This is a genomic window from Paenibacillus sp. FSL H7-0737, from assembly GCF_000758545.1.
GTDB lineage: Bacteria > Bacillota > Bacilli > Paenibacillales > Paenibacillaceae > Paenibacillus_AQ.
Map to the genome: position 1 here is coordinate 6,324,642 of NZ_CP009279.1, position 26,341 is coordinate 6,350,982.

A 26,341-nucleotide genomic window follows, 5' to 3' on the forward strand; every position below is an offset into this window, starting at 1 on the left:
TTTAAGACTGAGCGTTCGCTCCGGCCACGATCTCGGTAATTTCCTGCGTAATTGCCGCCTGACGGGCACGGTTGTACGTAAGGGTAAGTTCTCCGATCATTTTCGACGCGTTCTTTGTTGCACTGCCCATCGCTGTCATTTTCGCACCCAGCTCACTGGCCTTGCCATCCAGAATTGCGCTATAAATCAAAGTTTCGGCGTATTTCGGAAGTAGTACTTCGAGTACGCCTTCTGGTGAAGGTTCATATTCGTAATTTGCAGTCGCTTCATGATGCTCATGATTTCCTACGCCTTCCATAGGCAACAGTCGATCAACGGTTGGGATCTGGGTAATCGCATTGACGAACTGGTTGTAGCAAACGTACAACTCATCATACGTACCATCTACAAACTGTTGTACTGCCGAATTAGCAATAGACTTAATGTCAGCAAATTTCGGCGCATCCGATAGCTCAGTTACTTCCTGTACAATCGGATATTCACGGCGGCGTAAGAAGTCACGGCCTTTACGACCAATAACGAACAAGGCGTACTCATCTTTGGATTTATGTCGTTCCGCGATGAGCATCGTCACCTTACGTAAAATATTAGCGTTGTATCCTCCCGCAAGCCCTCTATCAGAGGTCACGATAAGATAACCAGTTTTTTTCACAGGGCGACTGACCAGCATGGGATGCTGAACGCCTTCTGTACCAGCAGCAATGCTCGATACAACCTCTTTCAGCTTCTCAGCATAAGGACGGGCGGCAATTGCCTTCTCCTGGGCTTTTCTCAGCTTGGAGGCGGCTACCATTTCCATCGCTTTTGTGATCTGTCTTGTGTTTTGAACACTCTTAATTTGACGTTTAATATCACGCATGCTTCTTGCCATGATTTCACCACCTTAAAGCTTTGACGAAGTCAAAGCTAACTTCGTAAGCATCTTCTTAGCTTTGACGAATTCAAAGCCTACTTTATAAGTAATAGCCTGAGCTTCGGCAGAGCCAAAGCTCACTTAGTAAGATTCGTTTAGGTACGATTAGCTAGTAGCAAAGCCTCTTTTAAATTTATCAATCGCTGCTTTAAGAGCGGCTTCGTTATCTGCTGTCAAATCCTTGGTATCTCTGATGGATTGAGCAACTTCAGCAGCACTGCTGTCCATGTAAGCAAGGAATTCCTTTTCAAAACGTTTTACGTCTTTAACAGGAATATCATCCAAGTATCCCTTTACAGCTGTGTACAAGCTAAGCACTTGGTGCTCAACAGACAACGGCTGATTTACACCTTGTTTCAGAACTTCCATCATACGTGCTCCGCGATTCAGACGAGCAAGCGTAGATTTATCAAGATCTGAGCCAAACTGTGAGAAAGCTTGAAGTTCACGATATTGAGCAAGATCCAAACGGAGCGAGCCAGCTACCTTCTTCATCGCTTTAATCTGAGCGGAGCCCCCTACACGGGAAACGGAGATACCGACGTTGATCGCCGGACGTTGACCAGAGTAGAACAGATCGGATTCAAGGAAGATTTGACCATCTGTAATCGAGATTACGTTCGTAGGAATGTAAGCCGATACGTCAGATGCTTGTGTTTCGATGAACGGAAGCGCGGTTAATGAACCACCACCAAGCTCATCACTAAGCTTAGCCGCACGTTCCAAAAGACGGGAGTGCAAGTAGAACACGTCACCAGGGAACGCTTCACGACCCGGTGGACGACGAAGCAGCAAGGACAATTCGCGATAAGCCGAAGCTTGTTTTGAAAGGTCATCATAAATGATCAGTACGTGTTCGCCCTTGTACATAAAGTACTCGCCCATTGCGCAACCTGCGTATGGAGCAATATACAACAGCGGGGATGGCTCTGAAGCCGAAGCAGTTACAACGATTGTATATTCCAACGCGCCATGACGGCGGAGAGTTTCTACAACCTGTGCTACTGTGGATTGTTTTTGTCCAATGGCAACATAAATACATTTCATTCCGTTGCCTTTTTGGTTGATAATCGCATCGATTGCGATTGCAGTCTTACCTGTTTGCCGGTCACCAATGATAAGTTCGCGTTGTCCACGACCAATTGGTACCATCGCATCAATCGCTTTAAGGCCAGTTTGCATTGGCTCATGAACCGATTTACGGTCGATAACACCAGGAGCGTTATTCTCAACCGGACGGAACTCCGTCGTTTGGATTGGGCCTTTACCATCAAGCGGCATACCGAGTGCGTTAACAACACGACCCAGAAGGGCCTCTCCAACTGGAACTTGCATGATTTGTCCAGTACGTTTTACTTGATCGCCTTCACGAATTTCCTTGTACTCACCCAGAATAACAACACCGACGTTGCTTTCTTCCAGATTGAGCGCCATGCCCACTACACCGTTGGAGAACTCTAGCAACTCGCCTGCCATTGCGTTTTCCAGACCGTAGACACGAGCGATACCGTCTCCGACTTGAATGACGGTGCCCACTTCGGCAACTTCGATATCGGCTTTATATTGCTCAATTTGACTTTTGATCAAAGTGCTGATCTCTTCAGGTCTGATGCCCAATATCCTCACCCCTATCTTCTATGCTTATCATTAAAGGATTTCTCGAGACGTTCCAATTTACTAGAAAGACTTCCGTCATACAGCGTATCGCCGATATAAACCTTCAGTCCTCCCAGCAGGCTTGGATCGACCACATTCGTAACCCGAATTTTACGGTTTACGAGCTGGCCGAATTCTGCAGCTACAGCCGCTTGTTCTTCTTCACTTAAAGAATAAACGGAGTATACCTTAGCATCACCAATGCCAAGAGCGTCTCCTTCAATCTTGATATACGTATCCAGCAGTTCGGCAAAAATATCGGTTCTGCCTCGCTCTACTAACAGTTCTACAATGTTCATTACAATAGGAGAGAGCTTATCTTGAAGTGCTGTGCGCAGCACTTTCAGCTTGTCGGACTCCGAGATACGTGGTGCAAGAATAAACCGCTGTACCTCTTGGTCTAAATGTAATACTTCGACCACTGCCTTGAGCTGTTCTTCTACTTCAAGGGTAATCCCCTTCTCTACCGCTGCACTGTACAATGCTTTAGCGTAGCGCTTGGCAACTACCGTATCGCGGCTCATGATCGGCCTCCTACCTCATTGAGGTATTGGTTCACAAGCTGCTCCTGCTCACTGCTAGCACTAACTTCTTTCTTAAGAAGTTTAGAAGCAATACGAACAGATGCCGTTCCAATTTCGCTGCGCAACTCTTCCACTGCTTTATTCTTCTCGTTCTCGATATCGCGCACGGCCTCTTCTTTGACGCGTGCAGCTTCAACTTTAGCTTGCGCCAAAGCTTGTTCTACCTGTTGATTACTAGTAATTTGCGATTGTTGAATAATCTGTTGAGCTTCCTGGCGTGCACTGTTCAGCGCCTGCTTCTGCTCTTCCACATACGCGACCGCTTGCTCTCTAGTCTTCGCAGCTTCATCCATTTGCTGCATTACCAGCTCACGGCGTTTCTCCATAACTGCGAACAGTTTGCTGAACGCATACTTACTGAGCAAGAAATATAGAATCCCAAAGGCTACAATTGAAAATACGATGTTTGTCCAAACAATTTCCACTGAGGTCACTCCCTTCCGTTACCGCGTCATGCGGACGTATACAAAAGTAAGGCGCGGATGGCATCGGCCGTCCCCGCCAAACCGTAAATACGGTTTATTAAGAAAACATGATCAGGAATGCGATAACTGTTGCTGCCAACGGAATAACTTCGACGATACCTACACCAATAAACATTGTTGTTTGAAGCGCGTTACGAGCTTCTGGTTGACGAGCGATGGACTCAACTGTTCTACTAACGATCATACCGTTACCAAGACCTGCGCCAAGTGCACCCAATCCAACCGCTATTGCTGCTGCTAAAAATTCCATTTGTAAATATCCTCCTTTAATTTCGGTTCATAATGTGTTTAATGATATAAGATATCTCCCGCGAAAGAAAATTAGACAATAACCGTTCCCTTCGCAGCAGTTCATTAATGTGCTTCTTCTTCGTGAATCGTCATCTGTGCGATATAAACCATCGTCAGAATCGTAAAGATAAACGCTTGTAGTGCCCCGACGAAAATACTGAAGCCTTGCCATACAGCCAGGAACGGAATACTGAGAATCCCCAGCTTCAAAATGACTGTAATCAGTACTTCTCCGGCAAAAATGTTAGCAAATAGACGAATAGCCAGCGCTACTGGTTTTGCCAGGTTCTCGATAATGTTCAGTGGCAAAAAGATTGGAAACGGCTCAATATAGTGTTTGAAATAATGCTTGCCGTTGAGCTTAATGCCCAGGAAGTTCATCAGTATAAACACAATAATTGCCAATCCTGCAGTGATATTAATGTCAGCAGTCGGCGACTTGTACCATAAGATCTCAACATGATCACCATGCGCCAAGTTCCTGGTTGCTTCAATCACATGGCCAAACACGGTTACAGGTCCATGTGCTTCAGTTACAACTGAGAAAGGCAATCCAAGAAGGTTGGAAACAAAGATAAACAGAATCAACGTTAGCCCCAAAGATATGTAAGGTTTTCCTTTCTTCAGGTCCATGGCACTGCTTATGACACCCTCTACAAATTCAACAACCCATTCCATAAAATTCTGAAGCTTAGATGGATTCTCAACCGAAAGCTTACGAACCGACAGCATCACCAGCACAAATACTACTGTACAACTGATCAGAAGCATCAATACGGCTGATATATCTATCGGTATTCCCCCGACAAAGATTTTCGGCATCTCATGCATAGTATCATCCCCCTTTCTCTTTAATCTGGTTAAAGTTTGTTCTTCACACTCAGATATATCCCCGCAGGAATGGCGAGAAGCTGAGGAATGAATACGCCTGAAACAGTTGCTACCAGGGAGAAATGCTCAATCTTGACCGCGAACATGGTGACCAAAATTGCGAAGCTAATCCGTGTAACAAAACCGAGGCTGAAGGCATTCCCTTCGTTGCTCGCAATCGACTGCGTTACCCGTCGAACCTTGACGGCCAGATAACGAAAGTTTACCAATCCCGCCACCAGACCTAGAGTCATGCCCAGTGTAAAATCCCTGGTCTCATGATGAAGCGCCCAGCCCATTAAGAGTCCTGCCATAAGGACGAGCGTAACTCTAGTGACGGTATTGATCATGGGAGTCATATTATCCATTCTGCTCCCCCAAAAATTTTTTAATTAACAGGACGACGTTCACAATTCCCAGAATCATTCCGGTTATAGTGCCAATAGCGAGCCAATATTTTGGCCCCTCCATCAAGTCTTTCAGCCACCTTGCCGCAAAAAAACCAATAACAATGTAAGCGGCTAGTATAGTGCCTGCACTTCCAATGATAAGCGCGGTCTGTAACAAGCTGTCCCTGCTATTTTGTTCTTTCATGGCTACAATCCCAACTAATTTTACTGAATTTCTGGAGTCTTTGTCAATTCATTGAACATTGCCCAAAAACCCTTGAAAACATGAAAATAATCACAGCAAAATGTTCCAAAACCATATAAACCGTACAGTTTCACTGTATGTTGATTTTAATCAGGTCAGATATTACTTTAAATGAAATTATTTATTTTTTGTGAACATTCTGTGAAACTCTTCAGGACGCTCCTTATTTACACCAAAATGGTGCAAAATCGCATTGACAATTCGTTGGGAGGCTTTGCCATCTCCGTACGGGTTGGCGGCCCGACTCATCGACTGATAGAGCTCATTATCAGTCAAAAGAGCATGTGTCCGTGCATACACCTTCTCCTCGTCCGTGCCCACAAGTTCTAGCGTTCCAGCGTCTATCCCTTCAGGACGCTCCGTCGTATCACGAAGCACAAGTACTGGTACTCCGTATGAAGGAGCTTCCTCTTGTAAACCGCCAGAATCGGTCAATATCAAGTGGGTATGCGGATAAAAATTATGCAAATCCACGACATCCAGCGGATCAATCAGCTTAATTCTTGGATGTCCACCCAAAATTTCATGTGCAGGTTCCTTAACGGCAGGACTCGGATGCACAGGATAAACAATGGCTACATCTTCGAATTCATCAGCGATTCTTTTGACAGCCCGGAAGATATTCCGATGCGGTTCACCTTGCGATTCTCTACGGTGAGCAGTCATCAAAATAAGTTTTTTTCCTGAAGCAAAATCCAAAACAGGATGCCGGTAATCAGGCTGTACGGTATATTGAAACACATCGGTTACAGTGTTGCCTGTGATATAAATACTTGATTCTTTTTTGTTCTCATGTCTCAGATTACTAGCTGACCAATCCGTTGGAGCGAAATGCAGGTCTGCTAATACACCTGTAAGCTGACGGTTCATTTCTTCAGGATACGGAGACAATTTGTTCCATGTCCGAAGTCCTGCTTCTACGTGCCCAACCTGAATTTGCTGCAGGAAAGAGGCATAGCTTGCAAGGAACGTCGTTAATGTGTCCCCGTGCACCAATACGAGATCAGGTTTAACCTCTCTGAGTACAGGTTCCAGGCCTTCAAGTACTCGAATAGTAATCTCATTAAGCGTCTGACGATCCTTCATCACATCCAGATCGTAATCAGGAGTGATATTGAACACTTCCAACACTTGATCGAGCAACTCCCTGTGCTGTGCTGTTACACATACAATTGACTCGATGTGCTCAGGATGCTTCTTCAGTTCAAGAACTAGAGGAGCCATCTTGATCGCCTCGGGGCGCACTCCGAAAATAGTCATCACTTTAATTTTGGACATAACCCCTACCCTCTCATCAAAAAATAAACAAATTTCTTATATCCTATTACGAATTACTATTTACTTAGTTCCGTACAAACGATCTCCAGCATCGCCAAGTCCCGGAACGATATATCCATGCTCATTCAAATGATCGTCAAGCGCAGCCACATAAATATCAACATCTGGGTGAGCCTCTTGAACCGCAGCAACACCTTCTGGAGCTGCAATCAGGTTCATCATTTTAATTTGTGTACAGCCACGCTTCTTCAGCGAGGTAATAGCAGCAATCGCAGATCCCCCCGTAGCTAGCATTGGATCAATTACGATCAGCTCACGTTCCTGTACATCTGTAGGAAGCTTGATGTAATACTCAACCGGTTGAAGCGTGTCCGGATCACGGAATAAGCCAACATGTCCTACTTTAGCAGCAGGAAGAAGCTTCAGAACGCCCTCAAGCATACCCAGACCAGCACGAAGAATAGGGATAAGCCCAAGCATTCTTCCAGAAATCACTTTACTTTCCGTTTCAGTGACCGGTGTTTGTACTGTAATGGTTTCTAGAGGAATATCACGTGTTATCTCATAAGCCATCAATGTGGCAACTTCGTCAACATGCTCTCTGAAATCCTTCGTGTTTGTTCTTACGTCGCGAATAAATGTTAGTTTGTGTTGAATTAAAGGATGATCGCAAATCACCAATTTTCCCATTTCCTGTCCCTCCGGTAATTGTAAGTCGTGTCTATAACCCTAGAAAGCGCTTTTGCTTCTCTATGGCTAAATCCTGTCTATTATAGCATTCCCATCGCCGCATTTCACCTAGAAAGGCACATGTACCCATATTGAACCCCTACCCTTGTGTTTTCCTTCGCTTATAAAGGTAAGGATTGGTAATTCCGTTGCCTTTTCAGGAATAAAACCTAGATTAGGTTGTGCAAATTTGCACTTTTCATACTATTCACATTTTTTTCACTATTGTTTATGAAAGTTCCATGAACTTTCATGATTGATTTCATGTTTTTCCATCAATTCACCCATGTAATATTGTGAACAATAAACAACAAAAAACCTCCACCAAACCCTAAAATCAGGACTCGGTGGAGGTGAATTTATTAATGAATACGAGTAAGAACTAGTACTTCAGTTCTGGATAAAGTGGGTACTGATCCGTCAAATCAGCAACTTGACGAGCTGCCTCAGCTAATTTCACTTCATCCTTCGGATTCTTCAGAACATTAGCTATAATGCGGCCAATAACCACCATAGCTTGCTCGTCCATACCACGGGAAGTAACCGCAGGTGTACCAATACGAATTCCACTTGTTACGAAAGGACTTGTAGGATCAAATGGAATTGCGTTTTTATTCACAGTGATTCCGATGGAATCTAGTACTTTTTCCGCATCTTTTCCGGTAATGTTCAGGTTACGTGTATCAAGCAACATCAAGTGGTTATCTGTACCACCGGATACAATGTTAACCCCTTCGCTAATCAGTGTTTCTGCGAGAACATTTGCATTCTTCACTACATTCTCAGCATAAGTCTTAAAGGATGGCAGCAAAGCTTCGCCGAATGCGACTGCTTTTGAAGCAATGACATGCATCAGCGGTCCACCTTGGGAACCCGGGAATACGGCTTTATCGATAGCAGCTGCCCATGGCTGTCTGCACATAATCATACCTCCGCGGGGACCGCGTAAAGTCTTATGTGTTGTAGTTGTAACGAAATGAGCATGAGGAACCGGGCTCGGATGAAGACCAGCAGCAACAAGCCCTGCGATATGGGCCATATCTACCATAAACAACGCGCCGACATCATTGGCGATAGCACCAAGTTTTTCGAAATCAATAATGCGCGGATACGCACTTGCACCAGCAACAATCAACTTAGGACGGTGCTTGAAGGCTGCTTTGCGCACTTCGTCATAATCAATTAGGAAAGTATCTTCTTGTACACCATAAGCTACGAAGTTATAGAGTAATCCAGAAGCATTTACTGGACTACCATGCGTTAAATGTCCGCCATGCGCCAAGTTCATGCCAAGAACCGTGTCGCCCGGGTTAAGTGCAGCGAGATATACAGCCATATTCGCTTGTGCTCCAGAGTGAGGCTGTACGTTGACATGTTCCGCACCGAACAATTCTTTTGCACGATCACGAGCCAGATTCTCAACGATATCCACATCTTCACAGCCACCATAATACCGTTTGCCTGGATAGCCTTCTGCATATTTGTTCGTAAGCACTGAGCCCATGGCTTCCATTACGGCTTCGCTAACGATATTCTCTGAGGCAATAAGCTCAATGTTGGCACGCTGACGTTTCAGTTCCAGTTCCATTGCTTCCAGTACTGCCGGGTCACTCTTACGTAATTGTTCCATGTTCTTATTTCCTCCCTAGTGTGTGTAGATATGTTGTATTTAAATAGAAACGATTTGCCCGCCACGAAAAAGCTTTAGGTCTACGTTTCTGCAAAAACATAAATCTAAGTTCATCAATCACAAACCTGTGAACCACTCTGTTCAAGAGTACGGTAAACCGCACGTTCGCCGCCAATAAGCGGAGGTCTGGTCCATGCCGCGTTCACTCTAGCTGCTCCAATGTACCGTAAGGTCGGTCGAAAAGGAACTGCCACGCGGCGCAAATGCATACCTATAAGAGTCTCACCAATGTCTAAGCCAGCATGTGCTTCTATCGTTTCCGCCAGAACAGGATCTTTCATAGAGCGATAGGCAGCCGCAGCCATCGAACCGCCAGCACCCGGTATAGGTACAGCTGAAACTTCACTTAGCCCAAGCGACTCTAGCAATGAGCGTTCCATTACAAGCGCACGATTCAGATGCTCACAGCACTGATAAACGAGATGAAATCCTTTTTCCGCTGCGACCAAACGAGCCCCTTCAAGCAGTTGCTGTGCGACTTCAAGCGCACCACCGGTTCCAATACGGACACCAGCGACCTCACTTGTGCTAACTCCTAGGACAACAATTTTACCAGATCCAAGGTTACCAGCTTCCGCCAACTCCCTTAACACAGTGACAGTAGCTTCAGTTAAAGATAACTCCACAACTTTGTCCATCACCCTACCTCCTCAAGCTTCAAACAAGCTTCATTTAAACAAAAAAGAGCAGTCCGCAGGTAGCTGCGGATTTGCTCTTTTGCCCAGGCGACCGGCCGTTTATTCCGATGCTCCATCGTGGTTTGATCCACATTTGTCGCCAGTTACATCGGAACCGATTAGTTGTACTTTTATCTTAAAGCAAAGCGGACTGAAAATCAACCATTTACAAATGGCGTAAGGATTCCAGTTTATCTAATAAACTAAACAACGAAGTGCGAATCTCAGCAGCAGTAAGCTCATAATCTTCACGCGTACCCCCGAATGGATCAGAAATATCAAAGCTTGGGATACGCTGGCGGATTTCAATCATTCGTTGTAGATCCGTTGCGTTGGGTTCACCACCTAGAGCTATGCTTAACTCAGCATCTGCATAAAGGCTGTCCAATTCTTTAATATCCTCAGTCACAGCTTCTTCATTATGCACGTATTCCTTCAATGTATATGTTTTTGTTACGGCATCCGGAAAATACTGTAGCAAATGCTGCTTATGTCCACTGGTTAAGGTAAGCACAAGATCGGCCCAAGCGACGGATTGCCCCGTTAATTGCGACGACTCTAAATGATCATGAATGCCTTCTTCCTGCAAAATAGCTGCAGCATGTCTCGATATAGAAGTACCAGAAATGGCAGATACACCTGCAGACCGCACTTCCAGGTCGATTCCACGTTCCTTCGCAAGCTTTCGCAAAAGCCCCTCAGCCATAGGACTACGGCATGTATTACCGGTGCAGACGAATAAAATATGCAGCATGCTTTTGCACCCCCATGAAATTAAAATATTGTAATGCCGTTATTGTATCAAAAGATGAATAGCAAGCCAAACCCCAATAAAATAGCCCCGCCCAATGCTTCCCCATATTCTCCGAGTCCACGACTGACATGCCGCCCAAGAAGCAAGCCGATAATTGACATCAGACCTCCACAGGCACCAAAAGCTAGTATAGTCAGAAGCACACCATTCACAAACATCCCTAAGGATACCCCAACGGAAAAAGAATCCACACTTACACTGAGTGATAGAAGCAGCATTCCCCATAAGGTTCGGTGATTCATAGCTCGCGTACCTACCACTTCCGGACGAAAGGAGTTATACACCATATGTCCGCCTAACAGCACAAGTAGCCCTCCTGCGGCATAAGTTGTTACTTGACCTAGCAAATGTCCGACATAACTTCCAGTTAATAAACCTAGAAGAGGCATCAGCATATGAAAAAAAGCAATGAGCACACTCATTTGCAGAATATGCAGCAGACGAATCCCCTTCATCCCGATCCCTACTCCGAGCGAAAAGGCATCCATCCCTAATGCAATCGCCATTATAGCAATAGTAACTGTCTGCCCCCAACCGGCATATACATCTCCTATGCCCATGCTTAACCCCCCAAGTCCGAAATATCTTGTACAACAACGATATGCGGACAAGGGGGTAATCATGACTTCATAAGAGATTTCAGATTCGAAGAACCTGCACTATAGCCGGATAGAAAGGTCGCCGTAGCTATCCGGCGTCAATGACGGAACCACCGGCTGCCTTCATAAGCCGGTTCATAATAGCTACGCCGAGGCCCGTATGCGGACAAGCCTCGGCCAAGATGTAAGTCGCTCCCGCTTCATCGAAGCGCCGCAGCGCGGCATATAGGGAGCGTGCCCCTTCCTCCGGCGAGGATAACGAGCCGAGGGAAAGAACGCAGGCGGCAGGATCGGCGGGATAGAGGGGCTTATGCTCCTCGAAGAGGAGTAAGCCCGTCACTTCGCCGTTCAGCTGTGCCGCCTGAAGTAGACTCGCGGCTTCATCCGCAACACGTTGCGGAGAAGATCCGCTCACCACACCGAGCCAGCCGCGCGGCGCGTAGTGCGTGTATTTCATGCCCGGCGCGCGTGGCGCCGAGCTGTCGGAAACAGCTTCTGCACCGTGGCGCTCCTTCGGTGCAGTGGCTACTGGAGCTTCCGCTGCTGCGGAAGTTCCAAATTCTTTAACCACAGCTGGCTCAGCAGCAATGGCTTCTGCTCCCACTACAGCAGCTAACTGCTCCAAAGTAATCCCACCAGGGCGAAGCACGGCAACCTTTCCATCAGGCTGCACCTGCACCACAGTTGACTCCAGTCCAACTCCGGCGGCGCCGCCATCAAGTACGCCGCCAATGTATCCGGCCAAGTCTTCCATCACATGTGAAGCTAAGGTCGGACTCGGACGACCGGAACGGTTAGCACTAGGTGCCGCAACGGGACAGCCCGCTGCACTGATCAGCGCCAAAGCTACCGGATGATCAGGCATACGAACACCTACCGTGTCCAGTCCTGCCGTTACACAGGGTGACAAAACACCCTCACGAACAGGAAGCACAACTGTCAGCGGTCCAGGCCAATAAGCATCCATCAATACCGCAGCCGTAGGATGCACTTCTGTAACCAACTCGTCCAAAGCACTTGGATCAGCAATATGCACGATTAGGGGATTGTCAGACGGTCGCCCTTTTGCCGCAAAAACAGCCTCAACTGCCGCAGTATTCCGTGCATCCGCACCAAGTCCATAGACCGTTTCGGTTGGAAAAGCGACCGTTCCACCTTCACGAAGCATGGCTGCCGCCTCCACGATGGCTAACTTATTCTCCTCACTTGGCTGAAGCACATCGGAATCCGATTCTGCATCTTCCAGCAAATCCAGTACCCAATATACAGTCTCATTTCTATTTCCACTCCGCCGCTGAACGGCGAATAAAGGGTCGTGTGGTTCATTCATTCTCATCACAGGCTTTCTACAGGATATATATTGAACAATAGCTTTTCTTGCAATCTTAGGATAAATACTCTGGAGGTTCATTAACTCTAATCTTACCAAAAAGCGGCCCCAATGAAGGCGCCGCAGTCGATCTGCTTATGAAATAGTAACATATCTAGATTCAAAACTATAGACCATTTCCACAAAACCAAAGGGCTAACACCAGCATTACGACCATAATCCGCTAATCCAGTTCCAAAGGTTTTGCAGCAGTTCCCAAACGAAGAACCGTACCTCTGGCTCTGCGGAATCCGCTGCCGCAACATCCTTCGCCGAAGAATCTGCTTGTACAGCTGTTCCTACTGCTGGTTGCGCCTTAACTCCGCTATCTGCCCCGGCAGCCGAGACGGTCTTCGCCCCTTTATTAGCAGCAGGCGCTGCTGCATCTCCGGAGCCCGCATCGATAAAGCACAGCGGCGGAAACAGTACACACCACCAGTTCTGACCCATTCCCTCGCCCAACGTAACCCGCACAGCCTCGTATTCTCCGGCCGGATAGACTGTTCCACCGTATAATTTGGTCGGAAAAGGAACTACACCCAGCTCAACGTTATAAGAATATTGAATGCCACGTTTCTCTAGCTCCGATCCAACCAGTGCATTAAGCTCTGGTAGATGAGTTCTAATTAAAGCGCGTGCCTGCTCTAAACTCTGTGGGTCCTCAAGTGCAGTTACCCACTGGTTCATTTGCTCTACGATTGTATCGCGGATTTGCCGCTTCACTAGTTGATCTTGTGTTCCGTCCGAATTCGCCAGAATACGCAGCCGGATAGAATCCTGTGGAATCGATACTTCGGCTACTGCTGCATCGGTTTTTTGACCTTCCCAGGCCATGATAACGATCATAAAAAAACAAATTAAAATGGCAGTATACTTAAAAGTTACACGTAAGGAATCTCTTTTATCCATATGATTATCGTTCATTTGTCGCAGCCCCTCTCCTCTTAACTCTCATGCTAGTAGTATGTCCAGAGATGAGAGACTGCAAACCTATGAATCTATTAAATCTATAATTTTACAGCAAGCGCCTTAGGCAACTGCAAATCATCCTCAACATCCCGACCATAAAGATGCACACTCATTACAATCCCCATGCAGGCCATATTAATTAAAAGAGATGTGCCTCCATAACTGATGAACGGAAGTGTAATTCCCGTAAGCGGCATTAGGCCGATAAAAGCTCCAATATTCTCTAAGATTTGATATAGCAGCATTGCCGTAATTCCAATAATCAAAAACGGGCCACTACGCTCCCTACTCTCTAGAGCAATCAGTATCATTCGATGAAGAAGAATGAAAAAGAGCAACAGCAGCAGTGCTGAACCCACAAACCCAAACTCCTCCGCAACCTGTACGAATATGGCATCCGAATAGGTATATGGAACACGGTTACTCTGCACAGAGCTTCCTTGCATGTACCCCTCGCCGCTCATCCCTCCGGAGGCAATAGCCACTTTAGCATTTTTCGTGTGATAGCTTGCATCATCTGACGCCAAATCAGGTACGAGCCAAGGATCAAAACGATCCACTAAATGCTTCCTGCCAAGGGTCTCCTCAAAAAAATATACCGCTTCATCATGATAGTGAATATAGCTCAGAATTCCTGCAAGACCCAATCCGCCAACGATTAGTAATCCGATGAGTGCATGTGAAATTTTGATATTCCCGATCCATAGAAGACCGATTAATATTACGATGTAGCTTAGCGCATTTCCGAGATCATTCTGTACAATAACTATGGCAAAAGGGAGCAGTGTAAGAAGCGCCAGCGGAACGACTCCCTTCCAGAAGGTTAGCGTGGCTCCTTGTTTACGGACCAGTATGGACGCGAGTAAAAGAATCAATATCAACTTAAAAAGCTCCGCAGGTTGAAAGCTAAGTCCACCTATCTCTAGCCCTAATTGCGCACCGTTCTTTACCTTACCAAAAAAACTAACCGACACTAGCAGACCAATACCCAAGATGTAAATATAAAGAGCATATTTAACAAATATCCTATAGTCCACGAAGGTAAGCACAAAAAACGCTACAAACCCTACAATGTAGTATTTAAGCATTTGTAGATGGAACCCATCTAGTTTCTGAACTAATCTACCATTAGTCACGCTGTATATCGAAAGAATACTAATCACCATCAGCATAACTAGAACAATAAGAATCACGCTATCGATCTTCTTGAGCTTTTTAAGCATACGCAAACCCCTTACTCTATTAAGGTTCCAACCACCCTCACCTGAGGAAAGTCTCTCCTTTCTATTGTAGAGCATTCAAGGCCACAATTCCAAATTTATGTAATACACCCGATATCAGAGATTCACTTCCCAAAACAAAAAACCGCCAGTTCCCATCCTTAAAAGATGAGTTTCTGACGGTTATCTTTTGATTTAGTGATTAAACCTGTTTGGCCGCTGCATAAGGAGTAGGCTTAGGCAAATCTTCCTCTACATCTTGACCATGCAGGCGCACACTCATTACCAGCCCAATGCTGGCCATGTTAATAAGCAGGGAGGTACCTCCGAAGCTGATGAATGGCAATGTGATACCTGTCAAAGGCATCAGACCAATAAACGCGCCGATATTCTCAAAAATCTGATACAGCATCATCGCGACAATGCCGACGATCAGAAACGGACCTGCTCGATCTCTGGCTTCCAGCGCAATCAGAATCATTCGGTGAATCAGGATAAAATACAGTAGCAGCACAAATGCAGAACCTACAAAGCCAAATTCCTCGGCAATCTGCACAAAGATAGAGTCTGAATACGTATAAGGCACCCGATCCGTCTGAACAGAGCTACCGTTCATATAGCCTTCTCCACTCATCCCACCTGAGGCAATCGCGAGCTTGGCGTTTTTGGTATGATAAAGAGCTTTCGCTGTCGCTTTATCCGGAACAAGCCATGGGTCGAAACGTTCAATCCAGTGCGAACGGCCAATATCGTTAAGAAACGTTTTAATTTCGTCATGATAATGGATATAACTCATAATTCCGGCAATCGCAGAGCTTGCTACAATCACCAGCGCGATTAATGCGTGAGTGTACTTAATATTTCCAATCCACAACAGACCTGCAAGAATCACGATGTAAGACAAGGCATTCCCAAGGTCATTCTGTGTAAGGACAATAAGAAACGGAAATAAGGTTAAGAGGCCGAGCGGCACAACATCCCGCCAAAACAAGAGTTTACTCTTATTCTTACGAACAAGCATCGCTGCCAGAAATAGAATTAATATTAGCTTGAATAGCTCGGCAGGCTGAAGGCTCAGTCCTCCAGGGAGGGACAACCAGCCTTGGGCATTATTCTTGGTCTCGCCCAAAAAGCTGACGAGGACCAGGATACCTATCCCAAACAAATAAATATATAACGCGTATTTCACTAAAATTCTGTAATCTAAAAAGGTCATTCCAATAAAAGCAATAAAGCCAATTGCATAATACATCATCATACGGATATGATGTCCGTCCAGCTTTTCTCTTCCATGAGTCACACTATATATGGCGAAGATGCTGACAGTCATGAGCAATAACAGAACGACTACGATAGCACCATCAATTTTTTTAATCTTCTGAAGCACGTTCTGCCTCCCTACTCTAAATCTGGGCTTTCTTTTATGGTTCACCAAGAAGTCCGTTAAATTCTATTGTAAAGGAAGTCGGGTTGAAAATACAATTTCACTCCCCGATCAACAGGAGTCCCCTGCACAGCATGCAGTATTATCGTGCTATACCTAGCACATGACGTGGAATTCCAGCTAGATCATTAATGGTGATGATCTCTTTCCAATGACCCGCCGCTTCAAGTAGCGAGGCTACCTGCTCGGCTTGTCCGAAGCCGAGTTCAAAGCCGATCAGGCGCGGCGGTGCCGGGAGCAGCGCCAGCTGCTCCATCATGCGGCGGTACGGGTCCAGCCCGTCCGCTCCGCCATCCAGCGCAGTGCGCGGCTCATGGTCGCGCACCTCACGCTGCAGCCCGGCGATATCCTCGCCGGGAATGTACGGCGGGTTGGAGACGAGAATATCCGTCTCCATCCCCGCGAACGGCTCGAGCAGATCGCCGAGCCGAAAGTCCACGGCTGTGCCGGAGCGCATCGCATTGCGCTTCGCCACAGCTAGGGCCGCCGGCGAAATATCGCCGGCGCAGACCCGCCACGCCGGCGCTTCCACCGCCAGCGTGACGGAAATCGCTCCGCTGCCGGCGCCGATATCGACGGCGGTCAGCGGCCGTACGGCGCGTCCACCTTCCGCGTCGCCCGCACGATCTTGCGCTGCTGCTAACGAAGCAGCGCCTTCTTCCTGCGCCGCTTCACTCGGCGCAACCGTGCCGTCCGGCCAAAGCTCCACGCCGTACCGTAAAATCGCCTCGACGAGCAGCTCCGTCTCCGGCCGTGGAATAAGCACATCAGGCGTCACTTCAAAAGGACGCCCGTAGAACTCTTGCTCGCCGATGATATACTGCACCGGCTCACCCTTACTCCGGCGGGTAACTCCCGCCTCCCACTGTTCCTTGACCGCAGCCGGAAAAGAATCCGCCAGCGCCATATAATACGCTGCCCCGGATAAGCCAAGCGCATGCTCCAGCAGTAATTGCGCACTACGCTGCGGTTCATTACAACCGCTCTGGCTCAAAAAAGAAGAAGCCTCCACAAAGGCTTCCCGGATGCTTTTCACTTCCGACATGACAAATACGCCATCGTTCAAAGCATTATTATCCATTGTCCATACTATCCATCAAATCAGCTTGTTCAGCAATTGAAAGAGCCGAAATAATTTCAGTGATTTCTCCGTTCATAACCTGCTCCAGACGGTGCAGTGTCAAGCCAATGCGATGATCTGTAACCCGGCTCTGCGGGAAGTTATACGTCCGGATACGCTCACTACGATCACCCGTACCTACTTTGCTCTTCCGTTCACCAGCATACTTTGCTTCTTCTTCCTGCCGCTTCATATCGGAGATACGGGCACGAAGCACTTGAAGCGCCTTTTCCTTATTGGAGTTCTGTGACTTACCGTCCTGACAGGTAGCAACGATGCCCGTAGGTACATGGGTTACACGTACTGCAGACTTGGTCGTATTTACAGACTGTCCGCCTGCACCACTTGAACAGAAGGTATCCACACGAATATCTTTATCATGGATTTCAATCTCAAATGCTTCAGCTTCCGGCATCACCGATACTGTAGAAGTAGAGGTATGAATACGTCCACCGGATTCAGTCGCTGGGATACGTTGTACGCGATGCGCACCACTTTCGTATTTCAACTTACTGTATGCACCGCGGCCGTTAATAAGGAAGATTACCTCTTTAAATCCACCAAGATCGCTCGCGTTGACATCCATTAGCTCCACGCGCCAGCCTTGTGAATCTGCAAACCGGGTGTACATCCGATAAAGGTCGGAAGCAAACAATGCAGCTTCATCTCCACCCGCTGCACCACGAATTTCGACGATTACGTTCTTATCATCATTCGGGTCTTTAGGCAGTAGCAATACACGGATTTGCTCTTCCAGCTCTACCTGACGTTTGGAAAGGTCGTCAATTTCCATCTTGACCATTTCCTTCATCTCATCATCAAGCTTTTCGCCTTGCATCTGCTTAGCAGCTTCAAGCTCTTCCATTACACTCTTATATTCAGTATACGCCTCAAATGCAGGCTGTAGGTCTGATTGTTCTTTGGAATAATCCCTCAGTTTCTTACTGTCGTTTGCAACATCCGGATCACAAAGCAGTTCACTGAGCTTCTCATAGCGGTCCGCCAGGGATTGCAATCGGTCCAACAAGGGAATTCACCTCTCCTAGTTCAATTTCAAATTCGCAAATAAAGCGATTAAAACATATGTCATAAAATTAGATATACGACTTTATATTATACCAAAGATATTGTGAAATGGCTACAGTTCTGTACGCGTAAATCCCTTAATAAATGTCTTATATTTTAAAAAAGGATCATCCCAGCAGTAGATACCCTCTACCGACTGAGATGACCCTCTTATCATTAGTATGCTTCAGTCCTCTTAAACGTTGAAACGGAAATGCATAACGTCGCCGTCCTGCACCAAATACTCTTTACCTTCTAGACGCAGTTGACCACGTTCTTTGGCACCATTCATTGAGCCTGCTGCCAAAAGATCTGCGTAAGCCACTACCTCAGCACGGATAAATCCACGTTCAAAATCTGTGTGAATTACACCAGCAGCGCCGGGTGCTTTAGTTCCTTTACGAATGGTCCACGCACGAACTTCCTGAACGCCTGCCGTGAAATACGTATACAAGCCTAGAAGCTTGTAAGCCGCTTTGATCAAACGGTTCAGGCCAGATTCTTCTAGCCCAAGTTCTTCTAGGAACATCGCTTTATCTTCGCCCTCAAGCTCGGCAATTTCAGCTTCTACTTTAGCACTGATCGGAACAACTTCAGCACCTTCAGTTGCTGCAAATTCACGCACTTGCTGCACATAAGGATTATTCTCAGCACTTGCTACTTCTTCTTCACTTACATTCGCTGCATACAGCACTGGCTTCAATGTTAACAAATGAAGATCACGGATAATAAGCTTCTCGTCATCGGACAATTCTATACTACGTGCAGGTTTATCTTCGTAGAGCACTTCTTTGACACGTTCAAGCAGTTCAACTTCTTGAGCGTATTTCTTGTCGCCGCCTTTGATGTTCTTACGGGAACGTTCAATCCGCTTCTCAATGCTCTCAATGTCAGCAAGAATCAGTTCCAAATTAATGGTCTGAATATCGCTGATCGGATTTACTTTTCCATCCACGTGGGTAACGTTCTCATCTTCAAAACAACGAACGACATGAACGATAGCGTCTACTTCGCGAATATGAGCTAGGAACTTGTTGCCTAGTCCCTCACCTTTACTCGCACCGCGCACAAGACCAGCGATATCAACAAATTCAAAAGCAGTAGGTACAGTCTTGTTAGGTTGTACCAGCTCAGTCAGTTTATCAAGACGTTCGTCCGGAACTTCAACGACACCAACGTTAGGGTCAATCGTGCAAAAAGGGTAGTTTGCGGATTCTGCTCCCGCTTGCGTTATTGCATTAAACAATGTGGATTTTCCTACGTTAGGAAGACCGACGATTCCCGCTTTCAAAGCCATTTATATGACAACTCCTATTTTCAGCTAAATTGATCATCCGAATAAGTAATACGATCTAAACCATTATATATTAGAACATATTCTCCAGCAACACCGGATGTCTTACAGTTGTGTCAATCCAGCCTTATCCAAGCGAACCCATTTCAATAGGATTTGGCAAGTTCCAATACTTTTTGCACCGCCGGCTGATCCAATAGGGGCTTAGAAGTATCTGGATCAACCTCCACATCAGGGACTGTCTTCACTTCCTCGTTGCAGCTTCCATCAGAGTTAAGTCCCATCTCAAAGGAAAATCTGAATACATAACCGCTATTAGGCAATGCAACGACGAGTGGATCCATCCCTAGTCCATCCCCACCTGTTCTGCCACCAACAACCGTCGCAAACCCGGTGCCTTTTGCAAAGGCTGCAAGACCTTCCGCTGATGAATACACAGAGCTATCAACCAGCAAATAGATCTTTCCTTTAAAACCAACGGATTCTTGAGGGATTACTACATCTGTATTTTTACTATATGTCTTGAACATTTTTAATGCTTCGGATGGTAAATTAGGCAACTGTTCGTCTTTGATGCTGGTAATAGGCTGCTGCCCCCTTGTGATCTGACGTGCCTGCATAAAGGTCTCAGCATAGTTGCCTCTTGTATAAAGTAAGTATGTATTGTATTCGATAGGTTTATTAATTAGCAGAGGAGCAATATGTGCTCTCCAGTAATCGCTGTTTCCTCCGCCATTTCCGCGGATATCTAGAATTAGTGTCTTATAATCTTTAACTTCTATTAAAAAATCACGAATCTCCGAACTATCCATCTCCATGAGACTTCCGGCAAAGCTTCGCATGCCTAGATACGCTATTTGCTCTGGCTCTATAATAACCTTTTTTACATTCCCGGAAGTCTTTCCTGTCTGACTCCCTGCCTCACCACTATTCATATCGTTAACGATGCCATCAGAGCTTTGCTGCTCCGCTAAAGGTTTCTGGTTGTAACGAGCCAACACATTTGGCTGTTGAAACACGTTGATCCAAGGCTCATAACCAAAACCTGCCTGAACATAGGCATTTAGAAACCATGGATATTCTTCCTTAGATAAAAAATTCGTATGCCCATTATTTAACCTGCTAAGTACGAATTTCATTCGTCTAAAAAACTCATCATCTGTCTTCACTGCTGCAATTTCATTACGGTACTCCTCTTTGTTCGCAAGCCAATCCTCTCCATTTAGACGCTTATTTACCTCTAGGAAAGGGTAGTTCTCCTCAATAATCTTCCACATATAATCAAAATCCTCTAATCTTTGTTCCACTGTCAATGGAGACAACTCCGCTTCTAGCTGTTTTCCCGCTACCTTTGAAGAGGCTACCGGCGCAACCGGACTTGCCTGAACTTGCCCCGACTCAGATTGCTTTTTCCCTGGAAAATCCCCACGGTTGCAACTAACCAGTAACAGTATTGCAGCTACAGATAAAGCCGCTGGTAATACAAACCTCGGTCTCACCTTAATCCCCCTTCCAATATTCCATATAGCTGAATCCATTTTCAGGAATTTATTTAATAATCATATTTTTCTATTCCTCCTAATTCAAATATATTTATCACAATTATTTACATTAATTTTCTTAGAACAACACAAAAAAGACCTCCTTCGAGGTCTCCACGTTAAGTATTACAAATCTTTAGACATCGTAATGTCAGTTACGGTATATCCCATTTTTTTGTAGAGCTCAAATGCACGATTGTTCTGACCGAAGACATGTAACCCGATTTTGGTGACGTTCATTTCACGAGCTTCTTCATCGAGTGCGACCATAGCCTGCTTGCCATAGCCTTTACTCTGATACGGTTCAAAAACATAGAAATCATAAATGAAAGCTTCTCGGCCGCTGCGGCCTTCACTTACATTAAACCAGATGTATCCTACCTGGATATCACTACTTATTTCTACTATAGAATATAGATAAGCGCCATCTGTGCTCAACCCTTTAGGTAAAGACTGTGTTATAGCTTCCTCAGACAGCTTCATCGCGATTTCAGGGTCCCAAGCGCCGGCTTTAATCTTATCTTCAGCGTAATCACGAGTAGCTTGACCTAAGAAAAATTGAAAAGCAGACTCATCCATATGAACCAATTTAATCATCATCTTTTTTCACTTCCTCACTTCTATATTTACCATATACTTTTATTTACGTATTAAACGGGAAGTCCCACGTAAAGTTGCTAAATCGGGAGCTCCGATGCCGAACATTGCTATCTTAAGCTCCAGCTCTACCTGAGCCAGTGCAGCATCTAGCGCCTCTTCAGAATCTACTGCCGGTCCTAAAAGATTGCGTCCAAAGCCTGCTAAATCAGCACCGAGGGCCAATGCCTTCGCCGCATCCACACCATGCTTCAAGCCGCCGCTGCCAATCAATGCCCCCTTCGGGGAGACAGCACGTACCTCCGCAATGCAATCTGCGGTTGGAGTACCCCAGTCTGCGAAAGCTTCAGCCGCTGCGCGCCGTATAGGGTCTCTACTCCGAAACTTCTCGACCTGACTCCAGGATGTTCCACCTGCACCCGCTACATCAACAAAAGCTACCCCTGCATTATAAAGATGTGCTGCTGTATCACCGTCAATGCCCCAGCCGACTTCTTTTACACCTACAGGAACCTCAAGTGCACGGCATACTTTTGCTATCTGCGATAGTAAGGAAGCAAAGCCAGTATTCCCTTCCGGTTGGAAGACCTCTTGAAGACCATTGAGATGCAGCACAAGAAAATCCGCACCAGCAATATCCACAGCCCGGCGACACTCCTCAATCCCGAAACCATAGGACAGCTGTACGGCGCCAATATTAGCGATAACCGGTATATCAGGTGCTTTGTCCCGTACATAAAAGGTTTCGGTTAGCTCAGAGCGCTCCACCGCCGCTCGCACAGAACCAACCCCCAGCGCCCATCCACGACGCTGTGCTGCCTCTGCTAGTCGGGCATTGATGGCTCCTGTAGCTGCACTGCCGCCTGTCATCGAGCTGATCAGCAGCGGTGTACGCAGTTCACGTTCCAGGAACGTGGTCTGCAATGATATATCATCGAAATTCAGCTCTGGAAGAGCATTATGCCGAAATCGGTAATGTTCAAACCCCGTAGTCACACCGACGCCACCGACTTCTTCATTTAGACAAAGGCGTACATGCTCTATTTTGCGTTCACCTGTCCTTGATGCAGGCAATAAAGAATTCTTGTCCGAAACCTCTACAATTGGTAGGCCATTGCCATGATCCGCGCCAGACTGCCTATTCGCATCATATGGTACGGCCTCTTCTGGCGTATGATTCATGCTCCGTTCCTCCTATTCCTAAACTGTACTTATTATAACATATCCCTCCAGATGAATTTACAATATGAAGTGAGTGAAATACGAGGGATGCTTCATTTCTACCCACTAGGTGTTAATAGGTTGGTACACGCCGGAGCACAATAATTATAAAGGAAGTGCTCTGCAATACTTTCAGGAGGAACTTCCGATGAGATCAGATCGTGAACAACCCGTTCAGCCCCAAGCGATACAAGATAGTACCCATGCTTTTGCTTCAAAGAAACGCACCTCTTCACGACGCCGCAAACGAGTGATATGGGCTTGCGTCATTCTAATTCTCTGGTTAATCGGCGTCATGATATACCAGACACATAAACCTCTACCCGTTGGGATTTCCTATGAAAGTCCCATATACAAAGTGAACAATGTAACCTTCTGGCATGACCTAACCTATCCAGACGGTACGGACACAGGTAAGCAGGAGAGTGAAATTCTTCCGAGAATGCTACATATCATCGAGGAGTCAAGGGAGTTCTTAGTCATCGACCTGTTCCTGTTCAATGATTATACCCATAAAGATCAGTCATTCCCTCCAGTCAGTCGAATGCTGACAGATAAATTAATCTCACAAAAGCAAACCTATCCCGAAATGGAGATTGTCTTCATCACCGATGAAGTCAATACCAATTATAACTCAGCGCCCAATCATCTTCTGGAAGAAATGAAGGCGGTGGGGATCCGAGTCATCATGACCGATGTTAATGACCTGCGAGATTCTACACCTGCCTATTCAGCCGTCTGGCGCACCTTCATTCAATGGTTCGGACAATCCGGCAAGGGCTTTATCCCCAATCTTATGGCCAGTGGTGGACCGGATATTACCGCTCGATCTTATCTGAAGCTGCTGAATGTGAAGGCGAACCATCGCAAAGTAATTGTCAGTGAGAACACTGCACTAATTTCCTCTGGAAATGTTCACGATGCCAGCGCCTACCACTCCAATATTGCTTTGGAGGTACAAGGTCCAATTATTGCCGATATTCTCCAGACCGAGCAGGCGGCAGCCAATCTTTCAGATGCAGGTCCATTGCTACTTCATAAGCCCAATTTCACCCAAGAAAAGAACCTACCATCAGCGGAAGCTCTAGAAGTTCGCTATTTAACAGAAGGAAAGGTATACAAATATGCGCTGCAAGGCATTAGGTCCGCCCGGAAGGGGGATACCGTATGGATGGGGATGTTTTATCTTGCTGATGATGCCATTCTGGATGCGTTGGTAGAGGCTACATCACGCGGGGCTAAGGTAAACCTACTCCTGGATCCAAATCAGAACGCCTTCGGGCGCGATAAAATCGGGATCCCCAACCGTCCAGTTGCCATGGATCTGAACAAACGCACGAACGGTGAAATCTCTATTCGTTGGTACAATACAACCAAAGAGCAATATCATCCAAAGCTGCTCTTTATCGCCAAACAAACCGGCAGCTCCATCGTTCTTGGCGGTTCCACCAATTTCACCACACGCAATCTGGATGACTACAATCTCGAGAATGATCTGTGGATTTCTGTGAAGCGAGATCAGCCGCTGTTCAAAGATATGGAAGCCTACTTTAATCGGCTATGGAATAACGAGGGTCATACGTTCACTTTACCTTTTGAGGCCTATCAGAGCGATGTGACCTGGTTCAAGTACATCCTGTTCCGGCTGCAGACTAACCTGGGCTTTACTACTTTTTAAACAAAAACCACCGCAGAGAAGGCAGCACCCTCCGCGGTGGTTTAATCTGTAATGAAGTTATAGTAATGGAGACATTAATCTGGCGGCAGATTCCAGTATACGTACCACCATGCGTTTATTCATAAAGGTCTCATGCACAATCTGAGTGGTGGACAATAAATCCCGTTCAAAATCAGCAACAATTCGTGTAACGCTCTCTGTCTGAAGAAGCAATGCGTTTACCTCAAAGTTAAGATGAAAGCTCCGCATGTCCATGTTTGCTGTACCAATAGTCGCTATTTCACCATCCACGATTAACAGCTTAGAGTGTATAAAGCCCTTCTCGTATTCATAAATCTTCACTCCAGCCTCCAGCAATGCCGGGAAATAAGAATGCGAAGCCAGAAACGGAATCCATTTATCCGGCTTAGCAGGGAATAACAAGCGAACATCTAGACCAGATATAGCCGCTACACGTATCGCAGTCAGGATATCCTCGTCCGGAATGAAATAAGGGCTGGCAATCCAAACTGATTTCTCAGCTGAGGTGATCATGGAGAAAAATATATTTTTGAGTGCACGGCGTTCATTGTCCGGCCCACTCGCAATGATCTGTACTGCTCCGTCCCCTGTCATAAAGTGTAGCTGTGGTGTTAGATAATCCTGCTCCAGTATTTTTTCACCTGTAGTATGCATCCAATCTTGCAAGAAGATGATTTGCATCGTCCGTACCGCTTCACCTCTAACTAACATATGGGTGTCACGCCAGAATCCATAAGTTTTGCTGCGGCTTAAATATTCATCCCCCACATTCAGTCCACCCATGAACCCGACATCACCGTCGATGACGACGATTTTTCGGTGATTCCGGTAATTAACCCGGCTAGAGAAAAAGGAGGTGGAATTACCGTACGAAGCCACTTGTACTCCAGCATCAACCAACTCTTTCAAAAAAGCTTTAGAAAGCTGAAAACTACCCACAGCATCATACATAAATCGGACAGATACACCCGCACGCGCCTTTGCGATCAGAATCTGTTGAATACGCGTTCCAATGTGATCTGCACGGAAGATGTAATACTCCATATGTATATGGTGCTTCGCTTGTCGCAGCTCTAGCAGTAATGTTCCAAACGTCTCTTCACCATTGGTAAGGATGCGCGTCTCTGAAGCAAAGGAAATAGGAGTACGCGCTAGAGTCTTGGATAATAATAGTAGTTTTTGACGCGAGGGGTCAAAGACCGACCAATCTTGATGCGTACGCAAAGCGTCATTCTCAATCCGCTCATAGGCCATAAGATCTCTTTGTGCTTTTTTATCATATTTACGACGTTTAAATACATTCTGTCCAAACAGAAAATAAAAGACCAAACCGAGCACCGGGATCAACGCAAGCAAAAGAATCCATGACATCGTAGTAGAAGGATTACGGTTCTCCATAAAAATAGCTAAGCTAATTGAAACGACTGTCAGTGTGGAGAAAATACTAATAATTGTTCCAGCAGTACTCCCAAAAATACCAAAACCAAAATAATAAAATGCTATGAAAGCCCCAATAATAATTATAGATTGAAGTCCTCTTCTCATATTGTACCTACCTTCTT

At 46.0% G+C, this 26,341-nt stretch carries 26 protein-coding genes and 1 riboswitch; of the genes, 1 reads left to right on the top strand and 25 read right to left on the bottom strand.

Features of this window, described 5'->3' with window-relative positions; translation table 11 throughout:
- Window position 1: 1 nt before the first annotated feature.
- From atpG to fni, 24 genes are all read right to left on the bottom strand, one after another.
- On the bottom strand, window positions 2-871 hold the full coding sequence (gene atpG / locus H70737_RS27660; protein WP_042131368.1) for an ATP synthase F1 subunit gamma: 870 nt from the start codon (window positions 869-871) through the stop codon (window positions 2-4).
- A 147-nt stretch (window positions 872-1,018) separates the two neighbouring features.
- Window positions 1,019-2,530 (bottom strand): F0F1 ATP synthase subunit alpha, encoded by a 1,512-nt coding sequence (atpA, locus tag H70737_RS27665; RefSeq protein WP_042131369.1) that lies wholly within the window; start codon window positions 2,528-2,530, stop codon window positions 1,019-1,021.
- An 11-nt stretch (window positions 2,531-2,541) separates the two neighbouring features.
- A complete protein-coding gene (locus H70737_RS27670) occupies window positions 2,542-3,093 on the bottom strand; it encodes a F0F1 ATP synthase subunit delta (protein ID WP_042192468.1) in 552 nt (183 codons plus the stop codon).
- Window positions 3,090-3,578, bottom strand: a complete 489-nt coding sequence (gene atpF, locus H70737_RS27675; RefSeq protein ID WP_042131371.1) for a F0F1 ATP synthase subunit B — start codon at window positions 3,576-3,578, stop codon at window positions 3,090-3,092. The genes H70737_RS27670 and atpF overlap by 4 nt, the downstream gene beginning before the upstream one ends.
- 97 nt (window positions 3,579-3,675) lie before the next feature.
- Complete coding sequence (gene atpE, locus H70737_RS27680; RefSeq protein WP_039877624.1) at window positions 3,676-3,888, bottom strand: F0F1 ATP synthase subunit C; 213 nt, start codon at window positions 3,886-3,888, stop codon at window positions 3,676-3,678.
- Between the two features lie 104 nt (window positions 3,889-3,992).
- Window positions 3,993-4,760 carry a F0F1 ATP synthase subunit A gene (gene atpB, locus H70737_RS27685; protein WP_042192471.1) on the bottom strand — a complete coding sequence of 256 codons (768 nt, stop codon included), beginning with the start codon at window positions 4,758-4,760 and terminating at the stop codon, window positions 3,993-3,995.
- Window positions 4,761-4,789: 29 nt separating this feature from the next.
- Window positions 4,790-5,167 (bottom strand): ATP synthase subunit I, encoded by a 378-nt coding sequence (locus tag H70737_RS27690; protein ID WP_042192473.1) that lies wholly within the window; start codon window positions 5,165-5,167, stop codon window positions 4,790-4,792.
- Window positions 5,160-5,393, bottom strand: coding sequence for an AtpZ/AtpI family protein (locus H70737_RS27695; protein ID WP_042192476.1), 234 nt, complete (start codon window positions 5,391-5,393; stop codon window positions 5,160-5,162). Before H70737_RS27695 ends, H70737_RS27690 begins: the two co-directional genes overlap by 8 nt.
- 177 nt (window positions 5,394-5,570) lie before the next feature.
- Entirely contained in the window at window positions 5,571-6,731 is a 1,161-nt protein-coding gene (gene wecB / locus H70737_RS27700) for a non-hydrolyzing UDP-N-acetylglucosamine 2-epimerase (RefSeq protein ID WP_042192480.1), read from the bottom strand.
- Between the two features lie 60 nt (window positions 6,732-6,791).
- A complete protein-coding gene (gene upp, locus H70737_RS27705; RefSeq protein WP_042131376.1) occupies window positions 6,792-7,421 on the bottom strand; it encodes a uracil phosphoribosyltransferase in 630 nt (209 codons plus the stop codon).
- Window positions 7,422-7,842: 421 nt separating this feature from the next.
- A complete protein-coding gene (gene glyA, locus H70737_RS27710; protein ID WP_042192482.1) occupies window positions 7,843-9,090 on the bottom strand; it encodes a serine hydroxymethyltransferase in 1,248 nt (415 codons plus the stop codon).
- Between the two features lie 113 nt (window positions 9,091-9,203).
- Window positions 9,204-9,788, bottom strand: a complete 585-nt coding sequence (locus H70737_RS27715; RefSeq protein WP_042192484.1) for a TIGR01440 family protein — start codon at window positions 9,786-9,788, stop codon at window positions 9,204-9,206.
- A 74-nt stretch (window positions 9,789-9,862) separates the two neighbouring features.
- Window positions 9,863-9,945: riboswitch (ZMP/ZTP riboswitch) on the bottom strand.
- A 48-nt stretch (window positions 9,946-9,993) separates the two neighbouring features.
- Window positions 9,994-10,581 (bottom strand): low molecular weight protein arginine phosphatase, encoded by a 588-nt coding sequence (locus tag H70737_RS27720; RefSeq protein WP_042192486.1) that lies wholly within the window; start codon window positions 10,579-10,581, stop codon window positions 9,994-9,996.
- A 47-nt stretch (window positions 10,582-10,628) separates the two neighbouring features.
- Window positions 10,629-11,201 (bottom strand): manganese efflux pump MntP, encoded by a 573-nt coding sequence (locus H70737_RS27725; protein ID WP_042192488.1) that lies wholly within the window; start codon window positions 11,199-11,201, stop codon window positions 10,629-10,631.
- Between the two features lie 127 nt (window positions 11,202-11,328).
- Entirely contained in the window at window positions 11,329-12,570 is a 1,242-nt protein-coding gene (locus tag H70737_RS27730; RefSeq protein WP_042194638.1) for an L-threonylcarbamoyladenylate synthase, read from the bottom strand.
- 207 nt (window positions 12,571-12,777) lie between these two features.
- On the bottom strand, window positions 12,778-13,533 hold the full coding sequence (spoIIR, locus tag H70737_RS27735; protein WP_081951227.1) for a stage II sporulation protein R: 756 nt from the start codon (window positions 13,531-13,533) through the stop codon (window positions 12,778-12,780).
- An 83-nt stretch (window positions 13,534-13,616) separates the two neighbouring features.
- Complete coding sequence (locus H70737_RS27740) at window positions 13,617-14,801, bottom strand: FtsW/RodA/SpoVE family cell cycle protein (protein WP_042192490.1); 1,185 nt, start codon at window positions 14,799-14,801, stop codon at window positions 13,617-13,619.
- Between the two features lie 199 nt (window positions 14,802-15,000).
- A complete protein-coding gene (locus H70737_RS27745; RefSeq protein ID WP_042192492.1) occupies window positions 15,001-16,185 on the bottom strand; it encodes an FtsW/RodA/SpoVE family cell cycle protein in 1,185 nt (394 codons plus the stop codon).
- 139 nt (window positions 16,186-16,324) lie between these two features.
- A complete protein-coding gene (gene prmC, locus H70737_RS27750) occupies window positions 16,325-17,323 on the bottom strand; it encodes a peptide chain release factor N(5)-glutamine methyltransferase (protein WP_042192494.1) in 999 nt (332 codons plus the stop codon).
- Complete coding sequence (prfA, locus tag H70737_RS27755; RefSeq protein WP_042192496.1) at window positions 17,316-18,389, bottom strand: peptide chain release factor 1; 1,074 nt, start codon at window positions 18,387-18,389, stop codon at window positions 17,316-17,318. The genes prmC and prfA overlap by 8 nt, the downstream gene beginning before the upstream one ends.
- A gap of 234 nt (window positions 18,390-18,623) precedes the next feature.
- The gene (ychF, locus tag H70737_RS27760) at window positions 18,624-19,724 is read right to left on the bottom strand and encodes a redox-regulated ATPase YchF (RefSeq protein WP_042192499.1); all 1,101 of its coding nucleotides are present in this window, start codon (window positions 19,722-19,724) and stop codon (window positions 18,624-18,626) included.
- Between the two features lie 143 nt (window positions 19,725-19,867).
- A complete protein-coding gene (locus H70737_RS27765; RefSeq protein WP_052404449.1) occupies window positions 19,868-21,220 on the bottom strand; it encodes a S41 family peptidase in 1,353 nt (450 codons plus the stop codon).
- A gap of 168 nt (window positions 21,221-21,388) precedes the next feature.
- Window positions 21,389-21,862, bottom strand: a complete 474-nt coding sequence (locus H70737_RS27770; RefSeq protein WP_231573354.1) for a GNAT family N-acetyltransferase — start codon at window positions 21,860-21,862, stop codon at window positions 21,389-21,391.
- Between the two features lie 39 nt (window positions 21,863-21,901).
- A complete protein-coding gene (gene fni / locus H70737_RS27775) occupies window positions 21,902-23,041 on the bottom strand; it encodes a type 2 isopentenyl-diphosphate Delta-isomerase (protein ID WP_081951229.1) in 1,140 nt (379 codons plus the stop codon).
- A 187-nt stretch (window positions 23,042-23,228) separates the two neighbouring features.
- Between fni and H70737_RS27780 the strand changes: the two genes are divergently transcribed.
- Window positions 23,229-24,758 carry a phospholipase D family protein gene (locus H70737_RS27780; protein ID WP_081951230.1) on the top strand — a complete coding sequence of 510 codons (1,530 nt, stop codon included), beginning with the start codon at window positions 23,229-23,231 and terminating at the stop codon, window positions 24,756-24,758.
- Window positions 24,759-24,815: 57 nt separating this feature from the next.
- Here the strand turns inward: H70737_RS27780 and cls are convergent, their stop codons facing one another.
- Window positions 24,816-26,324 carry a cardiolipin synthase gene (cls, locus tag H70737_RS27785; protein ID WP_042192502.1) on the bottom strand — a complete coding sequence of 503 codons (1,509 nt, stop codon included), beginning with the start codon at window positions 26,322-26,324 and terminating at the stop codon, window positions 24,816-24,818.
- Between the last annotated feature and the right edge of the window lie 17 nt (window positions 26,325-26,341).

Excerpts from the sequence above, each read along its gene's own strand:
- prmC (WP_042192494.1), bottom strand. The coding sequence starts at position 17,323 with ATGGATAATAATGCTTTGAACGATGGCGTATTTGTCATGTCGGAAGTG.
- cls (WP_042192502.1), bottom strand. The coding sequence starts at position 26,324 with ATGAGAAGAGGACTTCAATCTATAATTATTATTGGGGCTTTCATAGCA.
- atpG (WP_042131368.1), bottom strand. The coding sequence starts at position 871 with ATGGCAAGAAGCATGCGTGATATTAAACGTCAAATTAAGAGTGTTCAA.
- atpE (WP_039877624.1), bottom strand. The coding sequence starts at position 3,888 with ATGGAATTTTTAGCAGCAGCAATAGCGGTTGGATTGGGTGCACTTGGC.
- H70737_RS27670 (WP_042192468.1), bottom strand. The coding sequence starts at position 3,093 with ATGAGCCGCGATACGGTAGTTGCCAAGCGCTACGCTAAAGCATTGTAC.
- spoIIR (WP_081951227.1), bottom strand. The coding sequence starts at position 13,533 with ATGAACGATAATCATATGGATAAAAGAGATTCCTTACGTGTAACTTTT.
- H70737_RS27780 (WP_081951230.1), top strand. The coding sequence starts at position 23,229 with ATGAGATCAGATCGTGAACAACCCGTTCAGCCCCAAGCGATACAAGAT.
- H70737_RS27730 (WP_042194638.1), bottom strand. The coding sequence starts at position 12,570 with ATGAATGAACCACACGACCCTTTATTCGCCGTTCAGCGGCGGAGTGGA.
- upp (WP_042131376.1), bottom strand. The coding sequence starts at position 7,421 with ATGGGAAAATTGGTGATTTGCGATCATCCTTTAATTCAACACAAACTA.
- atpB (WP_042192471.1), bottom strand. The coding sequence starts at position 4,760 with ATGCATGAGATGCCGAAAATCTTTGTCGGGGGAATACCGATAGATATA.
- H70737_RS27770 (WP_231573354.1), bottom strand. The coding sequence starts at position 21,862 with ATGATGATTAAATTGGTTCATATGGATGAGTCTGCTTTTCAATTTTTC.
- H70737_RS27740 (WP_042192490.1), bottom strand. The coding sequence starts at position 14,801 with ATGCTTAAAAAGCTCAAGAAGATCGATAGCGTGATTCTTATTGTTCTA.
- H70737_RS27715 (WP_042192484.1), bottom strand. The coding sequence starts at position 9,788 with ATGGACAAAGTTGTGGAGTTATCTTTAACTGAAGCTACTGTCACTGTG.
- ychF (WP_042192499.1), bottom strand. The coding sequence starts at position 19,724 with ATGGCTTTGAAAGCGGGAATCGTCGGTCTTCCTAACGTAGGAAAATCC.
- fni (WP_081951229.1), bottom strand. The coding sequence starts at position 23,041 with ATGAATCATACGCCAGAAGAGGCCGTACCATATGATGCGAATAGGCAG.
- wecB (WP_042192480.1), bottom strand. The coding sequence starts at position 6,731 with ATGTCCAAAATTAAAGTGATGACTATTTTCGGAGTGCGCCCCGAGGCG.
- H70737_RS27695 (WP_042192476.1), bottom strand. The coding sequence starts at position 5,393 with ATGAAAGAACAAAATAGCAGGGACAGCTTGTTACAGACCGCGCTTATC.
- H70737_RS27690 (WP_042192473.1), bottom strand. The coding sequence starts at position 5,167 with ATGGATAATATGACTCCCATGATCAATACCGTCACTAGAGTTACGCTC.
- glyA (WP_042192482.1), bottom strand. The coding sequence starts at position 9,090 with ATGGAACAATTACGTAAGAGTGACCCGGCAGTACTGGAAGCAATGGAA.
- H70737_RS27725 (WP_042192488.1), bottom strand. The coding sequence starts at position 11,201 with ATGGGCATAGGAGATGTATATGCCGGTTGGGGGCAGACAGTTACTATT.
- H70737_RS27720 (WP_042192486.1), bottom strand. The coding sequence starts at position 10,581 with ATGCTGCATATTTTATTCGTCTGCACCGGTAATACATGCCGTAGTCCT.